Source organism: Edaphobacter modestus, from assembly GCF_004217555.1.
Lineage (GTDB): Bacteria > Acidobacteriota > Terriglobia > Terriglobales > Acidobacteriaceae > Edaphobacter > Edaphobacter modestus.
In genome coordinates this window covers 646,433-669,864 of the sequence record NZ_SHKW01000001.1, presented here as the reverse complement: position 1 = coordinate 669,864, position 23,432 = coordinate 646,433, and the positions used below count along the sequence as shown (strand labels likewise).

Genomic DNA, 23,432 nt, shown 5'->3' with positions numbered 1-23,432 from the left:
TTTCAGTGCGACGTCCAGGCAAACGACGCCGGAATCGCCGGGACCTCGCTTACATCGCCCAACAACTCCCAGCGCTGTAAGGCGAAGGGAACGTTCCCGTTCAGCCAGACGAAGTCATGGAAGCGTTGAAGCCTGAACGAATCGCCTTCCTTGTGCCGCGCGTCGCTAAGCATCCGGATGATATCGAGTTTGCCAATCTGGTAGGTGATGGCCTGTCCCGGCGTTGAGGCGAACATCGCTGCCTCGCTGCGTGCCGTGGGCATATCCATCGGCACCGTTGAAGCAAGATAATCCGCTGCCTGCTCAAGAGTAAACGTGCCCAGCGCCAGCCGGATATCCACCTCGGTCCTCAGCGCCCGCAGGCGCATCATGCTGTAAATGCTCTCCTTCATCAGCGGAGCATCGTCGAAGAGACCGGCTTCAAGCATCATCTCCTCTGCATAGAAGCCGATTCCCTCGTTGGACTCGGAGTCGTAATAATGCCGCCGGATCGGATCGGGATGATGCCAGCTCCACGCCATCTGGAAGTAGTGGCCGGGAATGCCTTCGTGGACCATCAATGGGCGCGTGTCCATGGCAGTGATGACGCTGAAGAATCCCTTTACCTTGGTGGGATCGCTCTTGTAACTGGAGCTGTCCTGATCGAGGCGTGAAGGTCCGGTCAGATCATCGGTTACTCCAAGGAAGCTGAACGGCGCTACGTAAGCTGGAAGAGGCCGGTCACGGTAATGCTTGATCTCGGGCGGCACCGACAGGATTCCGTGGCTGACGAGATACTCTCGTATTGCAAGCTCTGCCTTGTCGGCGCTCTCGACCTGCGCGGCGACGGTGGGAAATACCGGCAACTTCGGCCTGCCCGTATTCGCGGCCCGGGCAAAACTTTCAAAGGCTACGGAGCGCTCCCACTCCTGCCTTCCCATGGCAAGCATCTGCTCCGGCGTGTAGGACAGCAACGCCACGTTTCGCAGGAAGTAAAGGTAGCCTTCCCGTCCGACCGCAGTCTTCTCAGGCAAGCCAGCCGCCTTGCTGTCGATCCAGGAACGGTAGCTTACCAGGGCTTCCTTGGCGGTGGTAAGGTCCTTGCGGAAACGCGCACGGTTGGCCTCTGAGAGCTCCGGAAGCATGGCCGCTTCATACCGATCGAGCCGCCCTTCGATTCCCTCGAGGGAACTCTTCGTCACGCGAACATAGGGACCGCGCATATCCGTAAGATTCTCGCGTGCCACAACCAGAGTTGCGGGGATCCTCTCAAGACGCGCCAGCAGTTGACTCTGACGTTCCGCCGCGAAGGGTGCGGGAGGAAGAAGGAGCGCATAGACGCTTCCGAGACTCTGCTGCAGATAGAAATCCGGATTCTCGCGCCACATGGGCATCCCATCGAGTTCCCAATAGACCCGGGCGATCGCTGAACCCAGCAGACGGTAGTCGGCCTGATCGCCGACGGAGGCACCCGCTGTATCGAGCGCGCGCCACTGCTTTTCAAACTCTTCGATCTGCCGGTGGTATGTCCTGACCGCATCAGGCGACCAGTCAACGACAAAGTCACTGGAACGCTCGATCCTCGGAATATCGTCGTTGGTAAACGGCTGCTCAGTAGCGCGCCACTTCCAGAAGGTTTCGCTGAGAGTATCCAACCGCGAACGTTGAAATTCCGCGTTCGCACTCATACCAGTCAGAAGCAGGACAGCACTGAGAAAAGCAGGCAGAGTTCTGAAGGGGATCATCTCCACAAAGTACATGTGGAGATGATCCGACGAAAGCACTAATTGTTTTTTTCAGATTCCGAGGTTATTCGATGACGCGGACGCCGCCCTGCCCCACGATCTCTTCGACGCGATCGATGAAGAGTCGGTCCGCGGCGACCATGACGCCCTGCGGCTCCAGTACGGCGCAGAACTCACCTGGTTCCTCGAGATCGAGCAACAGCTTCCCCCGTCCCGGAGCACCGACCAGAATGGCGTGCAGTTTTTCCAGCAGCGCAGCATCAGGATTATGCAGGGGAACCTTGATCCGCAGAGCCTCAGGCAGCTTGATCTTGACGTCCTCTAATGCCTGAATGTTGGAGAGTGCCAGCTTTGGCGCCGAGTCTTCTTCTCCCCGGAGAACGCCGCGCACCAGCACCGGGACTTCGATCTTGAGCTTCTCCGCCAGCTTCTCGTAGGACTGCGGGAAGGCGATCAGCTCAATCTTGCCGGTCGTGTCTTCAAGCGTCGCCTGGGCGTAAAGCTCCCCGGACCGCTTGGATTTGGCGACCTTCAATCCAGTGATGACGCCCGCGATCTGAATCTCGTTCTGCGGCTGCTCGTCGCGTCCGCGGCGGAAGACCTGCGGCTCGGGCTTCATCTCGCACGCCGTCGCGGTATCGACGACTTTGATGTTGCGCAGCTTCTCACGGTACTTGTCCATGGGATGACCGGAGACGAAGAAGCCGAGCACCTCCTTCTCGTTCTGAAGGCGCGTATGCTCGTCCCACTCAGGAACGCCGGGCAAGGCGTGATCGTTCGATGCCCCGGCAGAGGGATCAGCGTCGAAGATTCCGAACAGGCCGTGCTGACCTGCTGCAGCATCGCGCTGAGCCTTCTGGGCCTGCTCCATGGCCTTGTCGAGAGCAGCGGTCGTCTGTGCGCGAGCCCCGAAGTTGTCCATCGCACCGGCCTTGATGAGCGACTCGAGCACGCGCTTGTTCAATCGGCTCAGGTCGACCTTTTCGCAGAACTCCCACAGGCTGGCGAAGCCCTGTTTGCCCTCTTTGCGCAGGTCTGTGCGCGCGGCAATGATCGACTCGATGGCGTTGTGACCGACGTTCTTAATCGCTGCAAGACCGAATCCAATAGCGGTGCCCTGCTCCGTCTTAACTGGAGTGAAATTGGCGTCAGACGCCTGAACATTGGGCGGTACAACGGGGATGTTGATCTCCCGGCATTCGCCGATGTACTTCACGACATTTTCAGGCTTCGAGGTTTCGCTGGTGAGCAGCGCCGCCATGAATTCGACTGGATAGTGAGTCTTGAGCCATGCCGTGTGATACGCCAGCAACGCATAGGCAGCGGAGTGCGACTTGTTGAAGCCGTATCCGGCGAACTGCTCCATCAGGTCAAAGAGTGCGCCGGCCTTGCTCTTATCGAACTTCAGCGTGGCAGCTCCTGCCATGAAGGTGTCGCGCTGTTTGGCCATCTCTTCGGGATTTTTCTTGCCCATGGCGCGACGCAGAAGATCGGCGCCGCCGAGCGAGTAGCCGCCGATAGCGGAGCTGATCTGCATGACCTGCTCCTGGTAGACGATAACACCCAGGGTCTCGCGCAGAATCGGTTCCAGCTCCGGGAACATGTACTCGACGGCGCGACGCCCCCATTTGCGCTCGATGAAGTCGTCGATCATGCCGCCCTGGATCGGGCCCGGCCGATAGAGCGCGTTGAGGGCGGTAAGATCTTCGACCGTACTGGGCTTGTAACGGCGGAGCACGTCGCGCATGCCGCCAGATTCAAACTGGAAGACTCCTGAAGTCAGCGCGCGGTGAAAGACCTGTTCGTACGTCTTCTCATCGTCGAGCGGAATCTTGGCCATATCGATGTCTTCGCCGGCTGTCTGCTTGATCAGCTTCAGGCAATCGTCGATTACGGTCAGAGTGGTCAGCCCAAGGAAGTCCATCTTGAGCAGGCCCATCTTCTCGACAGCCTTCATGTCGTACGCCGTGACCGTGGCCTCGTCCTTAGTTCGAGTGACAGGAACAAGCTCAGTAAGAGGCTTCGGAGCGATGACGACACCGGCGGCATGTACGCCTGCCCCGCGAACCAGCCCTTCGAGACGCATCGCCGTGTCGATCAGCTCCTTGATCTTCGGGTCGCTGTCGTAGGCGGTCGCAAGGGGGCCATTGTCCTTCAGGGCAGCGTCAATCGTGATGCCGATCGTCGCCGGGATCATCTTCGCGATTCGGTCGACCTCGCCGTACGGTATCTCGAGCGCGCGACCAACGTCCTTGATCGCGGCCTTTGCCGCCATGGTGTTGAAGGTGATGATCTGCGCGACCTGATCGTTTCCATACTTGCGCTTGACGTACTCGATCACCTCACCGCGACGGTTCATGCAGAAGTCGATGTCGATATCGGGCATGGATACGCGTTCGGGATTGAGGAAGCGCTCGAAGAGCAGTTCGTTCTGAAGCGGGTCGATGTCGGTGATCTCCATCACGTAGGCGACCAGTGATCCAGCCGCCGATCCACGGCCGGGACCGACGGGGATTCCCTGCTCCTTCGCGTAACGGATAAAGTCCCATACGATCATGAAATAGCCGGGAAACTTCATCTGCTTGATGCAGTCCAGCTCGCGGTTCAGACGCTCTTCATACTCGGTGGTCGTCTTGCGGAGAAGCCCGCGCTCACGCAGGTGCGCGACGGCTGTGTCCAGCCGCTTGCGCAGGCCCTCGCGACACACCTGCTCGAAGTAGCTGTCGAGGGTATGGCCGTCGGGAACCGGAAACTCCGGGAAGGGATCGTCAACCTTGCTAAGCTTCAGGTTGCAGCGATCGATAAACTGCATCGTTCGCGTGCAGACCTCGGGATTGTCGGCGAAGAGGCGATGCATCTCTTCAGCAGACTTGATGTAGAACTCCTGCGTGTCGAACTTGAAGCGGTTGGGATCGTTCATGCTTCCCGCGGTCTGCACGCATAGCAGGATCTCGTGGGCGCGGGAGTCGTCGCTCGCGACATAGTGGCTGTCGTTGGTCGCGATCAACGGGATGTTGATCTCCTTCTCCATGCGGTACAGAGCTTCGCGGACCGCCTTGTCTGGCTCAAGGCCATGGTCCTGCACCTCGAGAAAGAAGTTGCCTTTCCCGAACATGTCTTCGAAGACGCCCGCCGTGCGCTTGGCCTCGTCGTACTTGCCGGCCATCAGGTGCTGGTTCAACTCACCGGCAAGGCAGCCGGAGAAGGCGATCAGGCCCTTCGTATGTCTGGAGAGAAATTCCTTCGAGACGCGCGGCTTGCGATAAAAGCCATGGAGCGCTGCCTCGCTGGTGAGTCGAACAAGATTGCGATATCCTTCTTCGTTTTCGGCCAGAACCAGGAAGTGCTTGTAGCCACCAGACATCTCGCGGTGATTTTCGGTCTCCGACAGGTAGAGCTCGCAGCCCAGAATCGGCTTGATGTCCTTCTTCTTCATGGCGTCGAAGAAGTGGACCGCGCCATAGATATTGCCATGATCGGTCATGGCGGCAGCCTTCTGGCCGATCTTGCTCAGGTGCCCGGCAAGCTTATCGACGTCACAGGCGCCGTCGAGCAGGGAGTAATCGGTGTGCAGGTGAAGATGGGTAAACTCGGCGGCCATGCTTCTATGTTAAGCCCGCCGAGAGTGAGGAAAACGCGTCTCTAATTCCGGGACGCACCTCGATTGGTTCTCCGTTAGCCTACGAGGCTCGTCGCAAGGTTGTAGTAAAGGTCCACCGCTTCGAGCAGCTCTTTCTTCGCGATCTTCTCGTCCGGCGTATGTGCGACGTGAATCGACCCCGGCCCCAGCAGAAAGGGCTCTCCCCACTCGGTCAGCGAAGGAATGTCGGTGGTGAACTTCGCCACCATCGTCGGCAGGTCTCCGACCTTGCGCATTCTCACAAAAGGCAGATCGAGCGAGAACGACACCTCCGCGCGGTCTCCTACCGTCTTCAGGATGCTCTGCCGGATCTCCTCGGACGGCCCTACCAGCCGGATGAGAATGTGAGCCTCAGCCTTGTCCGCAATGACGTTGGGCGCGCGTCCACCCTCGATCAGACCGATGTTCAGGGTGGAGGGGCCAATCTCCGGCTCGACGGGAAGAGGCATGGCGAGCACATCGTGCAGTGCCTCGATCAGCTTGTCGATAGCAGATTCCCCGAGCTCGGGATACGCCGAATGAGCCATCCTTCCCTTCGCTCGAAGCTCCACGCGCAGGGCACCTTTGGAGGCCAGTGCCAGGCGGTTGTCCGTCGGCTCTCCGTTGATCAGGAACTTCGATCCCCTGGGATGAAGGTTTGCCTCTTTCGCTCCCGCCGAGTCGCGTTCCTCGCCCACAAGAAACAGGAGTCCGACCTTTACGCCGGCCTCGCGAAGACGATCCGCGGCTGCGACCTGGGCGGCGATGATCCCCTTGGCGTCGCAGCTCCCCCGTCCGTACAGAAACTCATCGTCCTCTTTAGAACCGAAAAAGGGCGGTACCGTGTCCATGTGTGTCGAAAGAACGACGTCAGGCGTCACGCCGGGCAGCGCTGCGTAAACATTAAACCGCTCTCCGTCCCCGGCGCCAGGAGTAAGGATGCGATCCGGCTGAGAGACAGGCATGCGCTCCACCGCGTAGCGCTCGTTTTCAAGATACTGATGAAGAAAAACTCCCGCCGGACCTTCGTGATACGTCGTGGATTCAATATCGACAAGCTGCCGGGTAAGCTGAATAGGATCGACTGGCATATATTTTCAAGCATACGACACCGGCCTTCCTCGATTCAGGGGTACCACAACAGGGACGGATCGCATACGTCTTGAGTCCGATCGATACACTGGAAGACGATGACGAACGAAACATCCTCTCTCCAAGGGCCGGTCATCCGGTCCATCGACGATCTTCGTGGCCCGGCCGGCAAACTGGAAGCGGTACTGAACGGCGGCCGCGACGATGCTCCCTACGCCGCGCTCGTCCTGCATCCGCATCCGCTCGGCGGAGGCACCATGCACAACAAGGTTGTCTATCACGCGATGAAGGTCTTCTCCGGACTTGGGTTGCCTGTGCTGAGGTTCAACTTTCGCGGCGTGGGATTGAGTGAAGGCAGCCACAATCACGGCCGAGGGGAGATCGACGATGCAAAGGCCGCACTCGACTGGATGGAAGCAACGCTTGGCCTTCCCGTACTCCTGGCCGGATTTTCCTTTGGATCCTTCATCGGACTGCACGCAGGCTGCGGAGATCCGCGCGTAAAGGGTCTTATCGGGCTGGGAGTTCCTTATCGCGCCGAAGGTCGCAGCTACACCTATGAGTTCCTGGCGCACTGCGCCCAACCGAAGTTCTTCGTGAGCGGAACGGAAGATCAATTTGGCCCGAAGAGTCTTGTAGCGCCGATGCTGGAACAGGCTGCCGATCCGAAGGAGATCGCATGGATCGAAGGCGCGGAGCACTTCTTTCAAGGAACACCCGCTGCACCTGGACCCAAGCTTAGCCAGATGCAGGAAGCCCTGCGATCCTGGCTGAAACGGACCTTCCGTCTGGAAGAGACTCTCTAGTTTCGGGGCAGCGAACCGGACAGCCAGTCCCGCATCGCACCGTTGCAGGCGTCGGGCATCTCTTCGAAGGGAATATGCCCTACTCCCGGAAGCACGACCAGGCTGGACTGCCGCAACAGGCGCTGCAACTGCTCGGCCGACCGCAGGCCAACCGTACGATCCCGGTCCCCCCAGATCAGCAATGTCGGCTTCTCCGCCAGGCTCGAGAGCGCATCGCGGAGATGACGCATATCCGCGGACCATCCACGAACGATGCTGAGCACATGATCGATGGTACCCGGAACATGGAGTCCGGCCGTATAGCCATCGAGGGCGTCATCAGCCACCCGTGCGGGGTTTCCGTACATGCGGCTGAGCGCCGTTGCCTTCAGTCGCCGGGGCAGCCATGGAATCTGCCGGGCTAGCCACATGCCTGCACTCGTCTGGTAAAACGCAATGAGTTGCCGCCCCAGGTCGCAGAAGGGATTGGCCGGAGCAAACAGCATAAGGCTGCGCACGCGCGAAGGATGGCGTGCTGCAAGCATCATGGCGACTGCGCCTCCGTGCGAGTGTCCGGCGATATCTGCCACATCCAGGCCAAACGCATCCATGCATGACGCCACACGATCGGCTGTCGCTTCCAGACTTGCATCGAGACCGCGCACCCGTTCCGACTCGCCCATGTTGAGAAGGTCCACCGCGTAGACATTTGCATGCTGAGCCAGAAACTGAATGTTCTGCCGCCAGTTTTTTGCGGAGCCTACCAACCCATGCAGTAAAAGAAGAGGCCGGCCTGAGCCAGAACGATGATAGTGGAGCTTCGCCCCGCCAACCGAGACGTAGCCCTCCTCCATTGCAATCCGGTTATTACATTCCTGCGGCATCTTCTGAATCATCCCACCTAAATCCATGTTACAGGATTGTAAATTTTACACTGCCACATAAATGTGGCACTCTCCTTACTCATCTGGAAAAACGTAAGATTTTCGCGTTGGTAACAGAACGTGCAGGAAACGCATCTATCTCTAAATTCCAAAACGGGTTATGATTTTCCATAGAGAGGGAGCTCGACAACTATGCAAACCCTCGCCATTCCTGTGCAGTAGGTTTGGCATCCGATGTGCTCTGACTTTCTTTTAAAGGCCCCATGAAAGACGCCGCCCAAACGCGCATTCTGGCTGTCGCCCTTGCCATCGCGACGCTGGCGGCCTGCGTCCTCGCGGTCATCAACCTGCAGCGCGAGAACGGCTATGAAGTTCCCACCGATGGAATCAGCTGGATCGAGACGACGGGCGGGCTGCGGGCCCAATACGTTCCTGCCGGGTCACCAGGAGACCGAGCCGGCGTCCGCACCGGGGATGTCCTGGTGGGAGTCAACGAGCATCCCGTCGCCCGCACATCTGCCCTGATCCGTCAGATGTTCCGCAGCGGCATCTGGGGACACGCGACCTATTCGATTCTTCGTCCTGGAGCCCACGCCTCCAACCTGAACAATACAGCCAAGCTCGACATTCAGGTCATCCTTGTTCCTACCGACGTGTCCATCAATCAGGGCCTCCGGTTTATTGCGCTCGTCTACCTCAGCATTGGCCTTTATGTCCTCTTTCGGCGCTGGACGGCCCCGAAGTCGACCCACTTCTATGTCTTCTGTCTGGTCTCGTTCGTGCTGTACTCGTTCAAGTACACGACGGAGCTGGATACCTTCGACTGGATCATCTACTGGGGCAACATCGCTGCGGGAGCACTGCAGCCTGCCCTGTTCCTGCACTTCGCAGTCAATTTTTCCGACGACTACAAACAGCCCGCAAGCAGATTGCGCAGACGAATCCTCTGTGCAGCGCTCTACCTTCCAGGAATCTTTCTCATCGGCCTGCAATGCTGGGCCATTCTGTACTGGTCGGCGACCGGGGAACTTCGTCACCGTCTCGACCAGATCTCGGTCGCCTATCTGGCTATTTACTATGTGACTGCGGCTGTGGTCTTTCAAGTACGTTACCGCGGGGCGGAATCTGCGCTCGAACGCCAGCAGCTCAAGTGGCTTACCCGCGGTACGCTTCTGGCCATTGCTCCCTTTACGCTGATCTACGCGATCCCGTATCTGGCAGATATTCATGTACCCAGCCTTCTCACCAAGCTGGCAGGCCTCTCTCTCGTCTTTCTCCCGCTCACGTTCAGCTGGGCCATCGTCCGCTATCGATTGATGGACGTCGATCTGATCTTCAAGCGGGGAGTTACCTACACTCTCGCCACGGGGGCGCTGGTTGGTCTTTACTTTGCCGTGGTCGCTGTAACGGCTGAGATGGTACACGCCCGGCTACCGAGCCTTCGAACATGGGGACTCTTGGTAGCCATCGTCGTCACTGGCCTCATCTTCGATCCGCTGAAGCGAGCCATCCAGGGACGCGTTGACAAGATGTTCGACCAGAGGCGCTTTGATTACCGCGAGACTCTGGTTGAGTTCGGCCGTGGTCTCAACTCGCAGACCGACCTCCGGGCTCTGCTCGACTCCATCGTGGAGCAGCTTCCTCAGGCGCTGCTTGTCACCCGCGTCGCGGTCTTCCTGGCTGCAGAGACCGACATACCTCACCCCGCACCTCGGTTCGAGCTGGCGGCCTCGCATGGCCTCACCAATCTTTCGCCGGCCGAGCTCAAATCGATCGACGTCGGCTTTCTCGACTTTGACCAGCCTGAGGCCAATAACCATCTCTTCCTCGAGAATCCCCAGCAGGTGCTTCGCCTGCCGGAGATGCAGCGGCTGACCGCTGCGCGGCTCGATCTGAACTACTACGTTCCCTGTCTTGTTGCCAACCGTGAGGGCTCCGGCACCCGCACGGTCGCCATCATCGGGCTTGGCCGCACCAACGACGGAGACTTCCTCTCCAGCGAGGAGATGGAGGTGCTCGAGTCGCTGGCCGGCTACATCGGCATCGCCATTCAGAACGCGCAACTTTACCGCAGGCTCGAACAGAAGATCACCGATTTCGAGCGGCTTAAAGAATTCAACGAGAACATCGTCGAATCAATCAACATCGGGATCCTCGCCGTCGACCTCGATGACCGTGTCGAAAGCTGGAACGCGCAGATGGAGGTCCTGTTCGCGCGGCCGCGAGCCAGCGCACTGCGTCAGCCCATCTCCGAGCTCTTCCCTGCCGACTTCGTCACGCGCTTCAACGCCATCCGCGAGGAACAGGGTACCCATACCTTGTACAAATTCCGCCTCGCCCTTCCTTCGGGCGAATCGCGCGTGGCCAACATCGCCATCGCACCGCTGGTGACGCGCAACTTCATTACGATCGGCCGCATCATCCTGGTCGATGACATTACCGACCGTATCCAGATGGAAGCGCAACTCACTCAGTCGGAGAAGCTCTCCTCCATTGGGCTGTTGGCAGCCGGCGTCGCCCACGAGGTCAACACGCCGCTGGCCGTCATCTCCAGCTATGCGCAGATGCTCTCCAAGCACATGCGCGACGACGAGCGCCTGGCTCCAGTGCTTGAAAAGATCACCCAACAGACGTTCCGTGCCTCTGAAATCGTCAATGGCCTCCTTAATTTCTCGCGCACCAGCGGAAGTGAATTCGCCAGCGTCGATCTCAACGACCTTCTGAGGGATACACTGGTTCTGCTTGAGCATCAGCTCAAGACCGCTCAAATTCGCGTTGAGACAAACTTCGATCCTCAGCTTCCGCCCGTCCATGGAAATCGCGGTAAGCTCCAGCAGGTGATTCTCAACCTCATGCTCAACGGGAAGGACGCGATGTTCGGACGACCTAATGCCACACTTCGTATCGCCACCTTCCGGGGTGCGGGTCGAGTGCTGGTCCGCATTCAAGACACCGGGGCCGGCATTGAACGCGAGCATTTGCATCGCATCTACGATCCCTTTTTCACCACGAAGACAAAGCCGCAGGAAGGTGGGCATAAAGGGACCGGACTGGGATTGGCTGTAACCTACGGAATCATGCAGGAGCATGCCGGAAAGATTCACGTTGAAAGCGAGATCGGTGTGGGCACCGCCTTCCAACTTGAATTCCCTGTCTCAGCCCCCCGGCCCCTGGTCTCTCCTGAGATAGCGCAGGATCCCGATAGGAAGACGATTCATGCCTGACATCAGCACAGATGCTGCCGCCGAGTCCGCGACTCATCGGACTGCAGACCATATCGCGGGAAGCCCCCGTATTCTTATCATCGACGACGAAGCGGCGATTCGTGAATCGCTCGAGACCATGTTGACCCTTGAGGGATTCTCGGTCTCGCTTGCGACCGAGGGCGTCTCTGGGATGGAACAGCTTGCGCGCAACCAGTTCGACCTGCTGCTGCTGGACCTCGCTTTGCCCGGCGAGAGCGGTATGGACCTTCTTCCGCGCATTGTGGAGATGTATCCCACGCTTCCCGTCATCATGATCACGGCCTTCGGAACCATGGGCAACGTGGTCGATGCGATTCGTTCCGGCGCCGAAAACTTCGTCCAGAAGCCGTGGGACAACGAAAAGCTGCTGGCCGACATCCGCACTGCGATTGCGCGTCACCGCGCCGAAGAGGAAGTCGTTCAGCTCAAGCGCACGCTCAAGCAGCGCTATAACTTCGAACATATCGTCGGCAAGAGCGAGCCGATGCTGAAGCTCTTCGATCTGGTCGCACAGATCGCTCCGAGCCGATCGACCGTGCTCATTCAGGGCGAAAGTGGAACCGGCAAAGAGCTGATCGCCAAAGCCATTCACGCCAACTCGCCACGCCGCGAGCGCCCGTTCGTGCCGGTCAACACCGGGGCTGTTCCTTCTGATCTGCTCGAGTCCACGCTGTTCGGCCATGTCAAGGGAGCCTTCACCTCTGCCGTCTCCGCGAAGAAAGGGCTTTTCGAGGTCGCCAATGGCGGCACGCTCTTCCTCGACGAGATAGGCACCATGACCATGGACATGCAGGCCAAGATCCTGCGCGTCCTGCAGGACCGGCGCTTCATGCATCTTGGCGGAACGCAGGAGATTCAGGTCGACGTCCGCATCATCGCGGCGACAAACGTCAATCTGCAGGACGCCGCGCGAGCAGGACGCTTCCGAGAAGATCTCTTCTACCGGCTCAATGTCATCACACTCGAGCTTCCCCCGTTACGCTCACGGCGCGAGGACGTTCCTCTGCTCACCTCGCACTTCCTCAAGTTCTACGCAGCGGAGAACGGTATGGAGGAGCGCACGCTCTCTCCCGAAGCCATGCGCATCCTGATGGACTATGAGTGGCCCGGAAATGTGCGCGAGCTTGAAAACGCAATGGAGCGCGGAGTCGTTCTCTCCACCGGCAAGGTCATTCATCCCGAGCTCCTTCCCGCGCAGCTTACCGGCAACACCTACTCGGCCACCCTGCTTGAGCAGCAGCCGAACGCCTCGCTCTTCGATCTGATGGAAGAGATCGAGCGCCGCATCATCGCCGACCGCCTCGAGCGCTGCCACTGGAATCAGACCGAGGCCGCTGAATACTTCCGCATCCCGCTCTCGACGCTGAACCAGAAGATCAAGCGGCTGAACGTGGAGATCAAGAAGCGCAATCGGGACTGAAGCACGCTGATTCAGCCGCGCCGATTACGAGCCCGGCTGAATCACAATCTTCATCGAATCAGGCTGCGGATTCGAGGCCAGCTCTATCGCCGCAACTGCATCCTCAATGGAGAAGCGATGCGAGATCAACTGGGTCAGGTCGAAACCTGCGAGGTAGCCCTCGAGAACTAGCTGCGTCACCTCATCCTGGATCGCTACGGACGCACTGTAGGAACCCATCAGCGTCTTCTCGTCCATGCACACTGCTGCAGGATCAAACGGCGCCTCACCATGCTGAGTCGCTGCAAACAGCATCACGCGGCCACCGGGACGGATCGCATCCATCGCTACCTGAATCAGCGCATTTCCTCCGACGGCTACCAGCGCCACATCCGCGCCTCTGCCTTCTGTGGCTGCTTTCGCTGCGGCAACGACATCGCCGCAGGCATCCAGTGGATGGTCGAGGCCGAACTTCGCCGCAACGGCATGACGTTCGGGATAGAGATCGCTCGTCAACACTGTTGCTCCCGTTCTGCGCGCCAGCGCCGCCAGCAGAACACCAATAGGCCCCTGCCCGATCACCAGCACGGTCTCGTCCGGCTGCAGCGCAAGCATGTCGACCGCCTTGTAACAGGTGTTTGTCGGTTCGATAAACGCTGCCTGCTCGAACGGGATGCCGTCAGGAACCTTCACGAGCCCCCGACGCACGATCCAGTCCATCACGCGAATGTACTCCGCGAAGCCGCCGCCAGAAGGCGCAAAGCCTGCCGTGCAGCCGACCTTCTTGTAGGTCTCGCACTGGGCGAAGGTCTGTTTGCGGCAGTAGAAGCACTCGCCACAGGGAATGTGGTGATACGCCATCACCCGGTCGCCAGGCACGAAGTCCGTTACACCCGCGCCCACGGCAACAACGGTGCCTGCCATCTCGTGACCGAAGATCCGAGGGGCCGAGTGCGACCCGGTATGAATCTTCTTCAGGTCCGTCCCGCAGATTCCGCAGGTGTGGATTTTCACCAGAACTTCTCCCGGACCGATCTCCGGGACCGGAACGGTCTCAACACGCACGTCATTGACGCCACGATAGACCGCGGCTCGCATCGTCTTCGGAACTTCTATCTCGCCACTCACTGATCTAAACCGCTCCCGTCTGGTTCGTTCGTTCGACATCTTTTTCCATTAAAAATCGATTCACGTTTTCAGCGATCGCACGAGCCGCGACCGAGCTGTTCTTCCCCAGTTCCAGCAGCGAACCCCAGAATCCCGGCCTTACCGCAACGTATGCAAGGAACGGCAGCATCTGCATCTGCCCCTGCGTATCAATAACTCCATTCAGGTCCGGCAACTTCGCGTCCGGAGCGTCAGAGACTGCCTTGAAGCAACAGAACGGCACGCCCCGGATCTGTGCCAGCCGAGCCACAGTTGCTGCCTCCATGTCTACAAGCGCAGCGCCATAGCTCTCACTCAGCCGCCGTTTCTCCTCCGTATCTGCAACACGTGGCGTCGTCACCAATCGCAGCTTCCGCTTGCCCTCAGTCAGCAGAAAGCGTTCGCCTGTCTGTGCATCGATGACCTCGGATGGAATGTAACAGTCACCGGTCTTCATCTCCGGCGCCAACGCTCCAGCCCATCCAACCGAGAGAACAAGATCAAGCGCGCCCAGAAACTCCGCTGCCGTAAAGGCGCGTAGAGCTGCGTTGGCGCCCATGCCGCCGCAGACCGCGATCAGCTCATCCTCTTCGCGAGTGGTTCTCCACACCGACAACCCTTTCACCCCGGAGCGGTATCGCTCCCAGTTTCGGACCAGCGGCTTCAGTTCACCCGGAAGCGCAGCGATAATACCCACTCTCATAGCTTCGGTCCATCGAAGCTATGAGCATACCCATGCATTACGAACCAGTCGATCGCCGAACGCAGGGCATTGTAGATTGGCAGCACCTTGAATCCGAGTTCCCGCTCCGCCCTGGCTGAAGACGCAAACATCATCTTCTTTCCCATCCGCACGGCCTCGACCGTCGCGCGAGGTTCTTTTTTCAGCAGTCTTCCAGTGATCATCTCGTCGAAGAACGCGAAGCCCATCGCCACCGCATGAGGTACTTTCTTTGTCGGGGAAGGCAATCCCGTGATCGCCGACATGCGATCGAGAATCTGTTTCAGCGTAAGATTCTCTCCGCCAAGAATGTATCGCTCGCCAGGAGTTCCGCGATCCAGTGCGACGACATGCATGCGTGCAACCTCACCCACATCGACCAGGTTCAGGCCCGTATCTACGTATGCCGGAAATCTCCGGTTCAGAAAGTCGACGATAATTCTTCCCGTCGGCGTGGGCTTCGCATCTCCCGGTCCTATGGGCGTCGTGGGATTCAGGATCATGACATGCTGCCCCGCGACAGCGGCCCTGATTGCCTCCTGCTCCCCCAGAAACTTCGATCGCTTATAGTGCCCGATCATGTCCGCCAGCGAGACAGGCGTGTCTTCATCCACGACCGTGCCGTCGGACTTGAATCCCATCGTCGCCACGCTCGACGTATAGACCACACGTGCAACGCCAACCTCGCGGGCCAGCCGTAACAGCTCGCGGGTGCCATCGACGTTCGCGGCGTACATCTCCTTCGGGTCACGCACCCACAGCCTGTAATCAGCGGCTACATGCACCAGGGCATCGCATCCGGTCAACGCGCTGCGAAGGCCCTCTGGCTGCCGCAGGTCGCCGGTGACAATGTCTGCGTCCAAACCTTCCAGCCCCTCAAGTCTGCTGGTCTTACGTGTCAGAAGACAAAGCTGTGCACCCTCGGCCGCATACTTCTGGGCCACATGGGATCCTACAAAGCCTGTCGCTCCCGTGATGAATACGCGCACGTGTCATCTTTCCCCGGTCGCCCGGGCGACGCCTCCGAAGCTGTGAGGTTCGGAGGGCCTTAGTCCAGCTTCTCCGGCTCAATCTGGATATTTTTCTCCCCGGCTGCCTTCTTCTCCCAGTACTTCTTGACCCAGGCCTCGAAGGTCTTGCCCGCCGCCGTGTCGCGTCCTGTGAATGCCAGCGCGGCAATGTCGCCATAGCTCACATTGACCTTCGTCTTGTCGCCGGTTGGAATCAACCTGACGAAGGAATCCGCGAGAGATGACCCGGAGCGACGGTCGAAGAGATAGCCCTCTACCTTTGTTCCATCCTTGCGCGTGATGGTCACGTCACCGCGATAGTCGAAGGCTTTCTCCAGAGCTTCTCGGATCTCCGCATCCGTCGCCAGATCCGGAATCCAGCCCTCGAGATTTTCCTTCTCGCGTCCGGCGATAGTTTCAATCTCGTCGGCGCTCTGCTGACGAAGCTGCTCGATCTTCAGATGTTCCTGCTGCTCTGTCGCCATCGCACCTAATCTCCCGAGACCGGCTCAAGTTGATTGTTCGTCGCACTCTCGATCTGGACCAGCGGCATAGCGTGAGCTGGCTTCCACTCGTTCAGCAGCTTTTCAGCTTCGACATCCGGGTAGAGCGAGGGGGACATGTACTTCTTTGCCGTGAGGAGAAAACCCTTCAGCGAGCCGAAGTTGTAATCGACCGCCGAGGCCTCGTGACCCGAGTGAACCATGCAGTTGGCGCATTGCGGGTTCCCGCTCTTGGCGCCGTAGTTGTCCCAGTTGGTCGTCTCCATCAGCTCCGTGAAAGAGTCGGCGTAGCCGTCCTGAAGAAGATAGCAGGGCTTCTGCCAACCAAAGATGGAGAACGTTGGCATTCCCCAGGGAGTGCACTCGAAGTTCTGCTTGCCCATCAGGAACTCGGCGAAGAGAGGGTGGGTGTTGAACTCCCACGCTTTCTTCCGGTTCGACAGAATGGCGCGAAAGAGCTTGCGCGACTTGGCCTTTCCGAGGAAGTGGTTCTGGTCGGGGGCCTTGTCATAGGTGTAGCCGGGCGAGACCATCATGCTCTCGACGCCAGCTTCCATCAACTGATCGAAGTGCCGGCGCACGCTGTTGGGGTCGGCACCGTCGAACAGTGTCGTGTTGGTCGTAACGCGGAAGCCTGCAGCCACTGCTGCGCGGATTCCCTCCATCGCGATATCGTGGCCGCCCTCGCGGCACACCGAAAAGTCGTGATGCTCCTTCTCGCCGTCCACGTGGACAGAAAACGAGAGATACTTTGACGGTTTGAACAGATGCAGCTTCTCCTTCAACAGAAGCGCATTGGTGCACATATAGACGTACTTCTTCCGTGCAACCAGACCGGCGACGATCTCCGGCATCTGCGGGTGCAGGAGCGGCTCACCACCAGGAATCGAAACCATCGGCGTTCCGCACTCTTCAACTGCCCTGAAGCACTCCTCCGGGCTCAGCTCCGATTTCAGAATGTGTGCCGGATACTGAATCTTTCCGCAACCCGCACATGCCAGGTTGCAGCGGAACAAGGGCTCCAGCATCAGCACCAGAGGATATCTCTTCTGTCCTTTGAGCTTTTGCTTCAAGACATACGTTGCAACAGTCCAGGCCTGCGAAATTGGTACGGCCATTCGGGGCTTCCTCCCAAAACAAATCTGTAGTCCAGCGAGCCTATTCGGCCGCCTCGCGCGTCATCGCGCGTTGATACGTCGTCAAAGCCAGCAGCGGGAAATACTGCTTGTACAGGTGATATCCCAGATAGAACACACGGGGAAATCCTGTTCCCGTGTAGTAGCTCTCTCCATTTCTTCCCGGAACCAACTCATCCCAGCTTCCATCCTCATGCTGCCGTTCAATCAGCCAGCGAACTCCCTTGGCTACCGAATCCGAGCGCGTGTCGCCTGCGGCCAGCAGGCCGAGAATCGCCCATGCCGTCTGCGAGGGTGTACTCGGCCCGATTCCCCGTTGATTTGGGTCATCGTAGGTTCCACAGGTCTCTCCCCAGCCTCCGTCGGTATTCTGCACCATGCGAATCCACTCGGCTGCCTGCTGGATGGCAGGCTCGTGGTTCCACATGCCCATGGCCTCCAGGCCACGCAGCACAAGGAACGTGCCGTACAGGTAATTGACGCCCCAGCGGCCGAACCAGCTTCCATCAGGCTCCTGATCTTTAAGGATGAACTGGATTGCCTTTTCGACTCTCGGATCCTTGCGGGTAAATCCGTACTGCGCCAGCATCTCCAGCATGCGACCCGTAATATCGACCGTCGGTGGGTCGAGCATCGCATTATGGTCGGCGAAGGGAATGTACTGGAAGATCATCTTGGTGTTGTCTTTATCGAAGCTGGCCCATCCACCGTTCCTGCACTGCATCGCCCAGATCCAGTTCAAGGCTCTCTGGCAGACTTCATAGTGGTAGCGCTCGCGAGGATTGTCGACGCAGCTCAGGGCAAGCAGAACCTGGCCTGTATCATCTACATCCGGGTAAAACTCATTGTTGAACTCGAAGTACCACCCTCCAGGCTCAACATTCTTGACCTTTTCGGCCCAGTCTCCCTTGGTTCGAACCTCTTTCGACAGAATCCAGTCCGCGGCCTTGAGGAGCCGTGGATCGTCACGCTGGACCCCGGCCTCGCCAAGCGCGTAGATCGCCTGCGCGGTATCCCAAACGGGCGGGAAGCACGGCTGCATCCGGAAGGTTGGCGTGGGATATTCCACTGTGCCCTCAGGACAATCGATCCCCAGCTTTTCGAACTCATCCATCGCGCGGATCATCTGCGGGTCGTCGAAGGAGTAATCCAGGCATCGCAGAGCAACGATGGAATTCAGCATGGCGGGATAGATTGCGCCCAGGCCATCGGACTTCTCGAAACGCTCCAGCATCCACTCCTTGGCGTGGCGAATCGCCATCGTGCGCAGCGGGCGGATATGTACGCGCTCGAACCAGTGCACCATCCTGTCGGTCAACAGGAAGAAGTTCCTCCAGCTCACTGGATTCTTCTTGTCCCAGCGGAGATGGAGATTCGCATTCTGGCGGCCGCCAGCGAAAAGCTCTTCGATTCCCTGCTCCGGCGCCAGCTTCTTGAAAGGTTTCTTCGCGTAAATGATCGACAGTGGAACCAGGATTCCCCGCGACCAGGAAGAGATCTCGTAGAGATTGAAGTAAAACCAGTTCGGGAACAGAACGATCTCCGGCGGGACAGCCGGAACCGCGTCGTAATCGTACTGACCAAGCGCACAGAGGTAGATCTTCGTGAAGGTGTTGCACTCCACTACGCCGCCGTTGGCCAGAACCCACTCGCGAGCCTTTACCAGAACCGGATGATCCTTCGACCATCCCATCAGCTTCAGGGCAAGGTAAGACTTCACACCATAGTTGATATTCGAGGGACCGCCGGGATAGAGACTCCATCCTCCGTCCTCGTTCTGGTGACGCAAAATCTCGTTCAGCGCTCGCTGCATTTTGCCGGGCTCGCCCGTTCCAAGCAGCGTGTGCATAAAGATGTAGTCGGCCTCAAGCATCACATCGGCTTCGAGCTCTCCACACCAATAGCCATCTTCGTGTTGTTGACCCAGCAGCCAGTCCGTGGCGCGACGAATGCCATCCAAAACCTGGTCGAGGCCAAGGTCCAGCCTGCCGAACCGCGGTTGCAGCGGCTGGTTCGGCGTCTGCGGGTTATCGGAACTTTTGATCATCTGTGACTCTCTGAAACCGTTGAAGCGGGGAGGAACGGCTGCTTCCAGGCCTCCGCCTACTGTGCAGGCTGAGGTGCGGAGGCAATCGCCTGAACGATCTCAGGCGGAAGACCAAAGCGCACATTCTCGGGCATCACCTCAACCTCGTCAACGGAGCCGTAGCCTCTCGTCTGCAGATAACCAACAACCTCCTGAACCAGTACCTCCGGCGCTGACGCTCCGGCGGTTACGGCGACAGTCTTGGCATCTTCGAGCCATTCCGGCTGTATATCTTCGGCCTTATCAATAAGGTAAGAGTTTGTCCCCAGGTTCTGCGAGACCTCCACCAGGCGGTTGGAGTTCGAACTGTTTCTTGAACCCACCACCAGGACTACATCCGCCCCGTGGGCTACGTTCTTCACCGCCGTCTGACGATTCTCCGTCGCGTAGCAGATGTCCTGCGCATGCGGACCCACGATATTCGGAAACTTCTTCTTCAGGGCGTCAATCATGTACTTCGCTTCATCGAGCGAGAGCGTCGTCTGGGTCAGATAGGCTACCTTGTTCGGATCCGGGACCACCAGCGCCTCGACCTCTTCCACCGTCGAGACTACCTGCGTTACCTCGGGAGCCTCACCCTGCGTTCCCTCGACCTCTTCGTGATCCCGATGCCCCACCAGCACCAGCGAATACCCCTGCCTGGCAAACTTGATCGCCTCGACGTGCACCTTGGTCACCAGTGGGCAGGTCGCGTCGACGACCTTCAGTCCGCGGTCCTTCGCTCTCTGGCGTACTGCGGGAGAAACGCCATGGGCCGAATAAATCACCCGTGCACCTTCCGGAACCTCATCGAGCTCATTGACGAAGATCGCACCCTTCTTCGCCAGATCGTTGACCACGTAACTGTTGTGCACGATCTCCTTACGGACGTAGATCGGTGCGCCAAACGTCTCCAGCGCAATCCGCACGATATCGATTGCGCGCACAACTCCCGCGCAGAAGCCCCGGGGCTTGAGAAGAAGGACGCGCTTGGTTGTCGTGGAAGAGCCGTTCTCGGTTACAGCAACTGGATCGAGGATGGTAGTGGTCACTTGATGAGTATACCCCGTTCATGCGGGAAAGATGCCTTGAGGTGAACCACATCTGGTGCACAAACAACACCCCCACGGCAAGCCCCGAGCCAGTCGTCCACCCGCGCAACCCGTTAGCCGGACGAACCTAAATAGTTTGTTTTCAATACATCCGACTCCAAAGCTAGCCCGCGCAATCAGGATGTCCGCAGTTGCACCTCAGCGTCATGAACTTGCGCGAATCCTCGCATTGAGTCGAGCAGTATTTGCTGCCGGGCTGTGCCATACAGCTACAACCCTGCTTTGCACATTTCTGGGGAGTATTGGCCATCGCTAGGCCCCTCCGGAGGGCCAGTCAATGCCTATTTCGGATGCCTTTCCATCGTGGAGAGATGTGTGAAGCGGACAGGATCCTGCTATCAGCGGCTCATCTCCAACAGATGTTCGGCATGTTTCAGGCTCGTCTCCGTCAGCTTCTCTCCACTCAGCATCCGGGCGATCTCCTGCGCGCGCTCCGCGTCATCCATCTTCCGGATCTCCGTCTGTGTCCGTCCACGTTTCTCCGTCTTTTCGATCAGAAAATGCTGGTCCGCAAACGCCGCAATCTGCGGCAGGTGAGTGATGCACAACACCTGCTGCCCACGCGACAGCGTCTTCAGCTTTCTGCCTACGGCCTCGGCGGCCCGGCCGCCGATCCCGATATCGATCTCATCGAAGACCAGGGTCCGCGGCAACGGTGCCTTCTTCTTCTTTCCACCACCCTGCACTCCCTCCTCGACCGTTACCTTCAACGCAAGCATCACCCGCGACATCTCGCCCCCTGAAGCGATCTCATCGAGCGGCTTCAACGGCTCACCTGCATTGGTTGCAATCCGGTACTCCACCTGGTCCCATCCATGCGACGTCCAGCCCGTCTGCGTCTCCTCCGGACTCACCCTGACTTCAAATCTCGTACTCATCGCCAGATCGTTAATCTGCCCCACTGCCAGCTTCTCAAGACGCTTTGCCGCGTCCCGCCGTGCGGCCGTCACCTTGCTCGCCGATTCGCGATAAGCCGCCGCATCCCTCTCCTGTTTTGCCTCCAGCTCTTCCAGCAGGGCCTCGCGGTTATCGACCTCAGCCAGCTTCCGCGCAGCCTCGTCTCCAAACGCCATGACCTCAGCCAGTGTCTGGCCGTACTTCCGTTTCAGCCGGTCCAGCGCTGCCAGGCGATCCTCAATCTCCTCGAGCCGCCCCGGCGCCGCGTTCATGTTCTCCGCGAACTCTCTTACCTCGGCGTCCACATCCTCGACCGTCGCCTTTGCCGTCCCCAGCTGTTGCGCCGCAGCCTGAAACCGCGCATCGAACCGCGCCAGATCCTCCACATGCTTCAACGCGGCGCCCAGCGTCGTCTCCGCGGAGTTCTCGCTCTCATACAGCAGCTCATGCGCGCTCATCGCCGCCGTATACACCCGTTCAGAGTTCGCCAGGACGCGCTTCTCTCCCTCGAGCTGTGTATCCTCATCCTCCGCCGTCAGTCCTGCCTGTGCGATCTCCTTCGTCTGAAATCGCCAAAGGTCTGCCATACGCAGGCGATCCTGCTCATCAGCCTCCAGTTCCGCAAGCCTCGCTGTCGTCTGCCGCCACGTAGCGTAAGCTTCGGCTACCGTGTCCGTCGAAATCTCTCCGAAGCGGTCGAGCAGCGCCCTCTGCTGTGCCTGGTCGAAGGCTCCCATCGTCTCGCCCTGCGAGTGAACCAGCGCCAGCTCCGGAGCAAGCTGCTTCAGCACGGCCACCGTCGCCGGTTGGTTGTTAATGAAGACCCGTCCCTTGCCGTTCGCTCCAATCTCACGGCGAATAAGAACCTCATCTCCTTCTGGATCGATCCCATTGGTCTCGAGAACCGCCCCGGCCCCCCGCGTCATCTCGAAGATGCACGAGACAATGGCCTTCTCTTCCCCATGCCGCACCACGTCCGAGGAGGCCTTTCCGCCCAGCAGCATCTGCAGCGCGTCGATCAGAATCGACTTACCCGCTCCGGTCTCGCCCGTCATCAGGTTCAGCCCCGGCCCGAAGCTGGCGACAGCCCGGTCGATCACAGCATAGTTTTCCGCACGTAACTCGAGCAGCATCTTCCCTCGGCCTCAGCGAACGAATGTACGCCGAGCATAGCAAATCTCCGCCCCGTCCGATCCACATGACGCTTTCTTCGGTCCCTGCTTCATTGTGACCGAAGATATCGCGCCTCCATCCAACAGCGTAGAATTCCGCCCGTGCGGTTTTCTCGAAAAAGGACCCACCGTGACCCCAATCCGGTTTTGCTCGATCGCCGTTCTTCTTCTCGCGCTTCCCTTTCCCGCCTTTCCACAGGCGTCGGCCACACGTACCCCGGTGCTGGTAGAGCTCTTTACCTCCGAAGGTTGCTCCAGCTGTCCACCCGCCGACAAGCTCCTCGCCGTGCTTCAAAAAGAGCAACCCGTCACCAGCGCCAACATCATCGTTCTTGAGGAGCACGTCGACTACTGGGACCGGCAGGGATGGCGCGACCGTTTCTCTTCCTCTCAGTTCACCCAGCGGCAGAACTTTTACGCTCCCCGTCTCAACTTCGACGATCCCTACACCCCGCAGATGGTCGTCGATGGCCAGTCTCAGTTTCTGGGCAGCGACTCCTCAAAGGCTCTCTCCGCCATCCGGCAGGCGGTCCAGGCACCTAAGATCGAGCTGTCTCTCTCCGCTCCTGCCATCGTGGGCAGGCAGGTATCCAGTTCAGTCTCGGCCATTGTCAGCGGCTCCACGCTCCCGCGTGGCGATCTCTACGCCGTGCTTGTCGATCCTTCGGCCTTCTCCGAGGTCAAAGCCGGCGAAAACGGCGGCAAACAACTCAACCACGTCAGCGTCGCCCGCTCCTTTCAACGCATCGGTAAATTGCAGGATCTCGGCCGAGGCCCGGTTCCCTTCAAGATCAGTGCACCTTCGGATGCCGCTCCCGATCAAATGCGCCTGATCGTCTTTGCGCAGCTTCCCGACCAGGGAGCCGTGCGCGGCGTCACCCAGGTTGAAACCGTAACAAGGCCGTAGCCCATACTTTCGCAT

The 23,432-nt window shown here is 59.0% G+C and carries 16 protein-coding genes; 4 read left to right on the top strand and 12 right to left on the bottom strand.

Annotated elements, in window-relative coordinates; genetic code table 11:
• Positions 1-2: 2 nt before the first annotated feature.
• From BDD14_RS02715 to BDD14_RS02705, 3 genes are all read right to left on the bottom strand, one after another.
• Positions 3-1,739 carry a DUF885 domain-containing protein gene (locus tag BDD14_RS02715; RefSeq protein ID WP_242617687.1) on the bottom strand — a complete coding sequence of 579 codons (1,737 nt, stop codon included), beginning with the start codon at positions 1,737-1,739 and terminating at the stop codon, positions 3-5.
• A 49-nt stretch (positions 1,740-1,788) separates the two neighbouring features.
• Entirely contained in the window at positions 1,789-5,325 is a 3,537-nt protein-coding gene (dnaE, locus tag BDD14_RS02710) for a DNA polymerase III subunit alpha (RefSeq protein ID WP_130417459.1), read from the bottom strand.
• A gap of 74 nt (positions 5,326-5,399) precedes the next feature.
• Positions 5,400-6,434 (bottom strand): M20/M25/M40 family metallo-hydrolase, encoded by a 1,035-nt coding sequence (locus BDD14_RS02705; RefSeq protein ID WP_130417458.1) that lies wholly within the window; start codon positions 6,432-6,434, stop codon positions 5,400-5,402.
• Between the two features lie 99 nt (positions 6,435-6,533).
• On the opposite strand from BDD14_RS02705, the gene BDD14_RS02700 reads away from it, so the two are divergent.
• A complete protein-coding gene (locus BDD14_RS02700) occupies positions 6,534-7,241 on the top strand; it encodes an alpha/beta hydrolase (RefSeq protein WP_130417457.1) in 708 nt (235 codons plus the stop codon).
• Here BDD14_RS02700 and BDD14_RS02695 read toward each other — a convergent pair.
• Positions 7,238-8,116 carry an alpha/beta hydrolase gene (locus BDD14_RS02695; protein ID WP_242617686.1) on the bottom strand — a complete coding sequence of 293 codons (879 nt, stop codon included), beginning with the start codon at positions 8,114-8,116 and terminating at the stop codon, positions 7,238-7,240. The two genes, BDD14_RS02700 and BDD14_RS02695, sit on opposite strands and share 4 nt — an antisense overlap.
• A 251-nt stretch (positions 8,117-8,367) precedes the next feature.
• Here BDD14_RS02695 and BDD14_RS02690 point away from each other — a divergent pair, with 251 nt between their 5' ends.
• Together BDD14_RS02690 and BDD14_RS02685 are read left to right on the top strand one after the other, a co-directional pair.
• Positions 8,368-11,328, top strand: coding sequence for an ATP-binding protein (locus BDD14_RS02690; RefSeq protein ID WP_130417456.1), 2,961 nt, complete (start codon positions 8,368-8,370; stop codon positions 11,326-11,328).
• Positions 11,321-12,769, top strand: coding sequence for a sigma-54-dependent transcriptional regulator (locus tag BDD14_RS02685; protein ID WP_130417455.1), 1,449 nt, complete (start codon positions 11,321-11,323; stop codon positions 12,767-12,769). Before BDD14_RS02690 ends, BDD14_RS02685 begins: the two co-directional genes overlap by 8 nt.
• A gap of 24 nt (positions 12,770-12,793) precedes the next feature.
• Here BDD14_RS02685 and BDD14_RS02680 read toward each other — a convergent pair whose 3' ends face one another.
• The 8 genes from BDD14_RS02680 to recN form a co-directional block, all read right to left on the bottom strand.
• A complete protein-coding gene (locus tag BDD14_RS02680; protein WP_242618215.1) occupies positions 12,794-13,846 on the bottom strand; it encodes a zinc-dependent dehydrogenase in 1,053 nt (350 codons plus the stop codon).
• A gap of 34 nt (positions 13,847-13,880) precedes the next feature.
• Positions 13,881-14,597 (bottom strand): 5'-methylthioadenosine/S-adenosylhomocysteine nucleosidase family protein, encoded by a 717-nt coding sequence (locus BDD14_RS02675; protein WP_130417453.1) that lies wholly within the window; start codon positions 14,595-14,597, stop codon positions 13,881-13,883.
• Complete coding sequence (gene hpnA, locus BDD14_RS02670; protein ID WP_130417452.1) at positions 14,594-15,604, bottom strand: hopanoid-associated sugar epimerase; 1,011 nt, start codon at positions 15,602-15,604, stop codon at positions 14,594-14,596. The genes BDD14_RS02675 and hpnA overlap by 4 nt, the downstream gene beginning before the upstream one ends.
• A 59-nt stretch (positions 15,605-15,663) precedes the next feature.
• The gene (locus tag BDD14_RS02665; RefSeq protein ID WP_130417451.1) at positions 15,664-16,110 is read right to left on the bottom strand and encodes a hypothetical protein; all 447 of its coding nucleotides are present in this window, start codon (positions 16,108-16,110) and stop codon (positions 15,664-15,666) included.
• Between the two features lie 5 nt (positions 16,111-16,115).
• The gene (hpnH, locus tag BDD14_RS02660) at positions 16,116-17,246 is read right to left on the bottom strand and encodes an adenosyl-hopene transferase HpnH (protein ID WP_130417450.1); all 1,131 of its coding nucleotides are present in this window, start codon (positions 17,244-17,246) and stop codon (positions 16,116-16,118) included.
• Positions 17,247-17,286: 40 nt separating this feature from the next.
• Positions 17,287-19,311, bottom strand: coding sequence for a squalene--hopene cyclase (gene shc, locus BDD14_RS02655; protein WP_130417449.1), 2,025 nt, complete (start codon positions 19,309-19,311; stop codon positions 17,287-17,289).
• Positions 19,312-19,367: 56 nt separating this feature from the next.
• A complete protein-coding gene (locus BDD14_RS02650) occupies positions 19,368-20,381 on the bottom strand; it encodes a 4-hydroxy-3-methylbut-2-enyl diphosphate reductase (RefSeq protein ID WP_130417448.1) in 1,014 nt (337 codons plus the stop codon).
• A gap of 398 nt (positions 20,382-20,779) precedes the next feature.
• Complete coding sequence (gene recN / locus BDD14_RS02645) at positions 20,780-22,471, bottom strand: DNA repair protein RecN (RefSeq protein WP_130417447.1); 1,692 nt, start codon at positions 22,469-22,471, stop codon at positions 20,780-20,782.
• A 169-nt stretch (positions 22,472-22,640) separates the two neighbouring features.
• Between recN and BDD14_RS02640 the strand changes: the two genes are divergently transcribed.
• A complete protein-coding gene (locus tag BDD14_RS02640) occupies positions 22,641-23,417 on the top strand; it encodes a DUF1223 domain-containing protein (RefSeq protein ID WP_165419889.1) in 777 nt (258 codons plus the stop codon).
• The last annotated feature ends 15 nt before the right edge of the window (positions 23,418-23,432 follow it).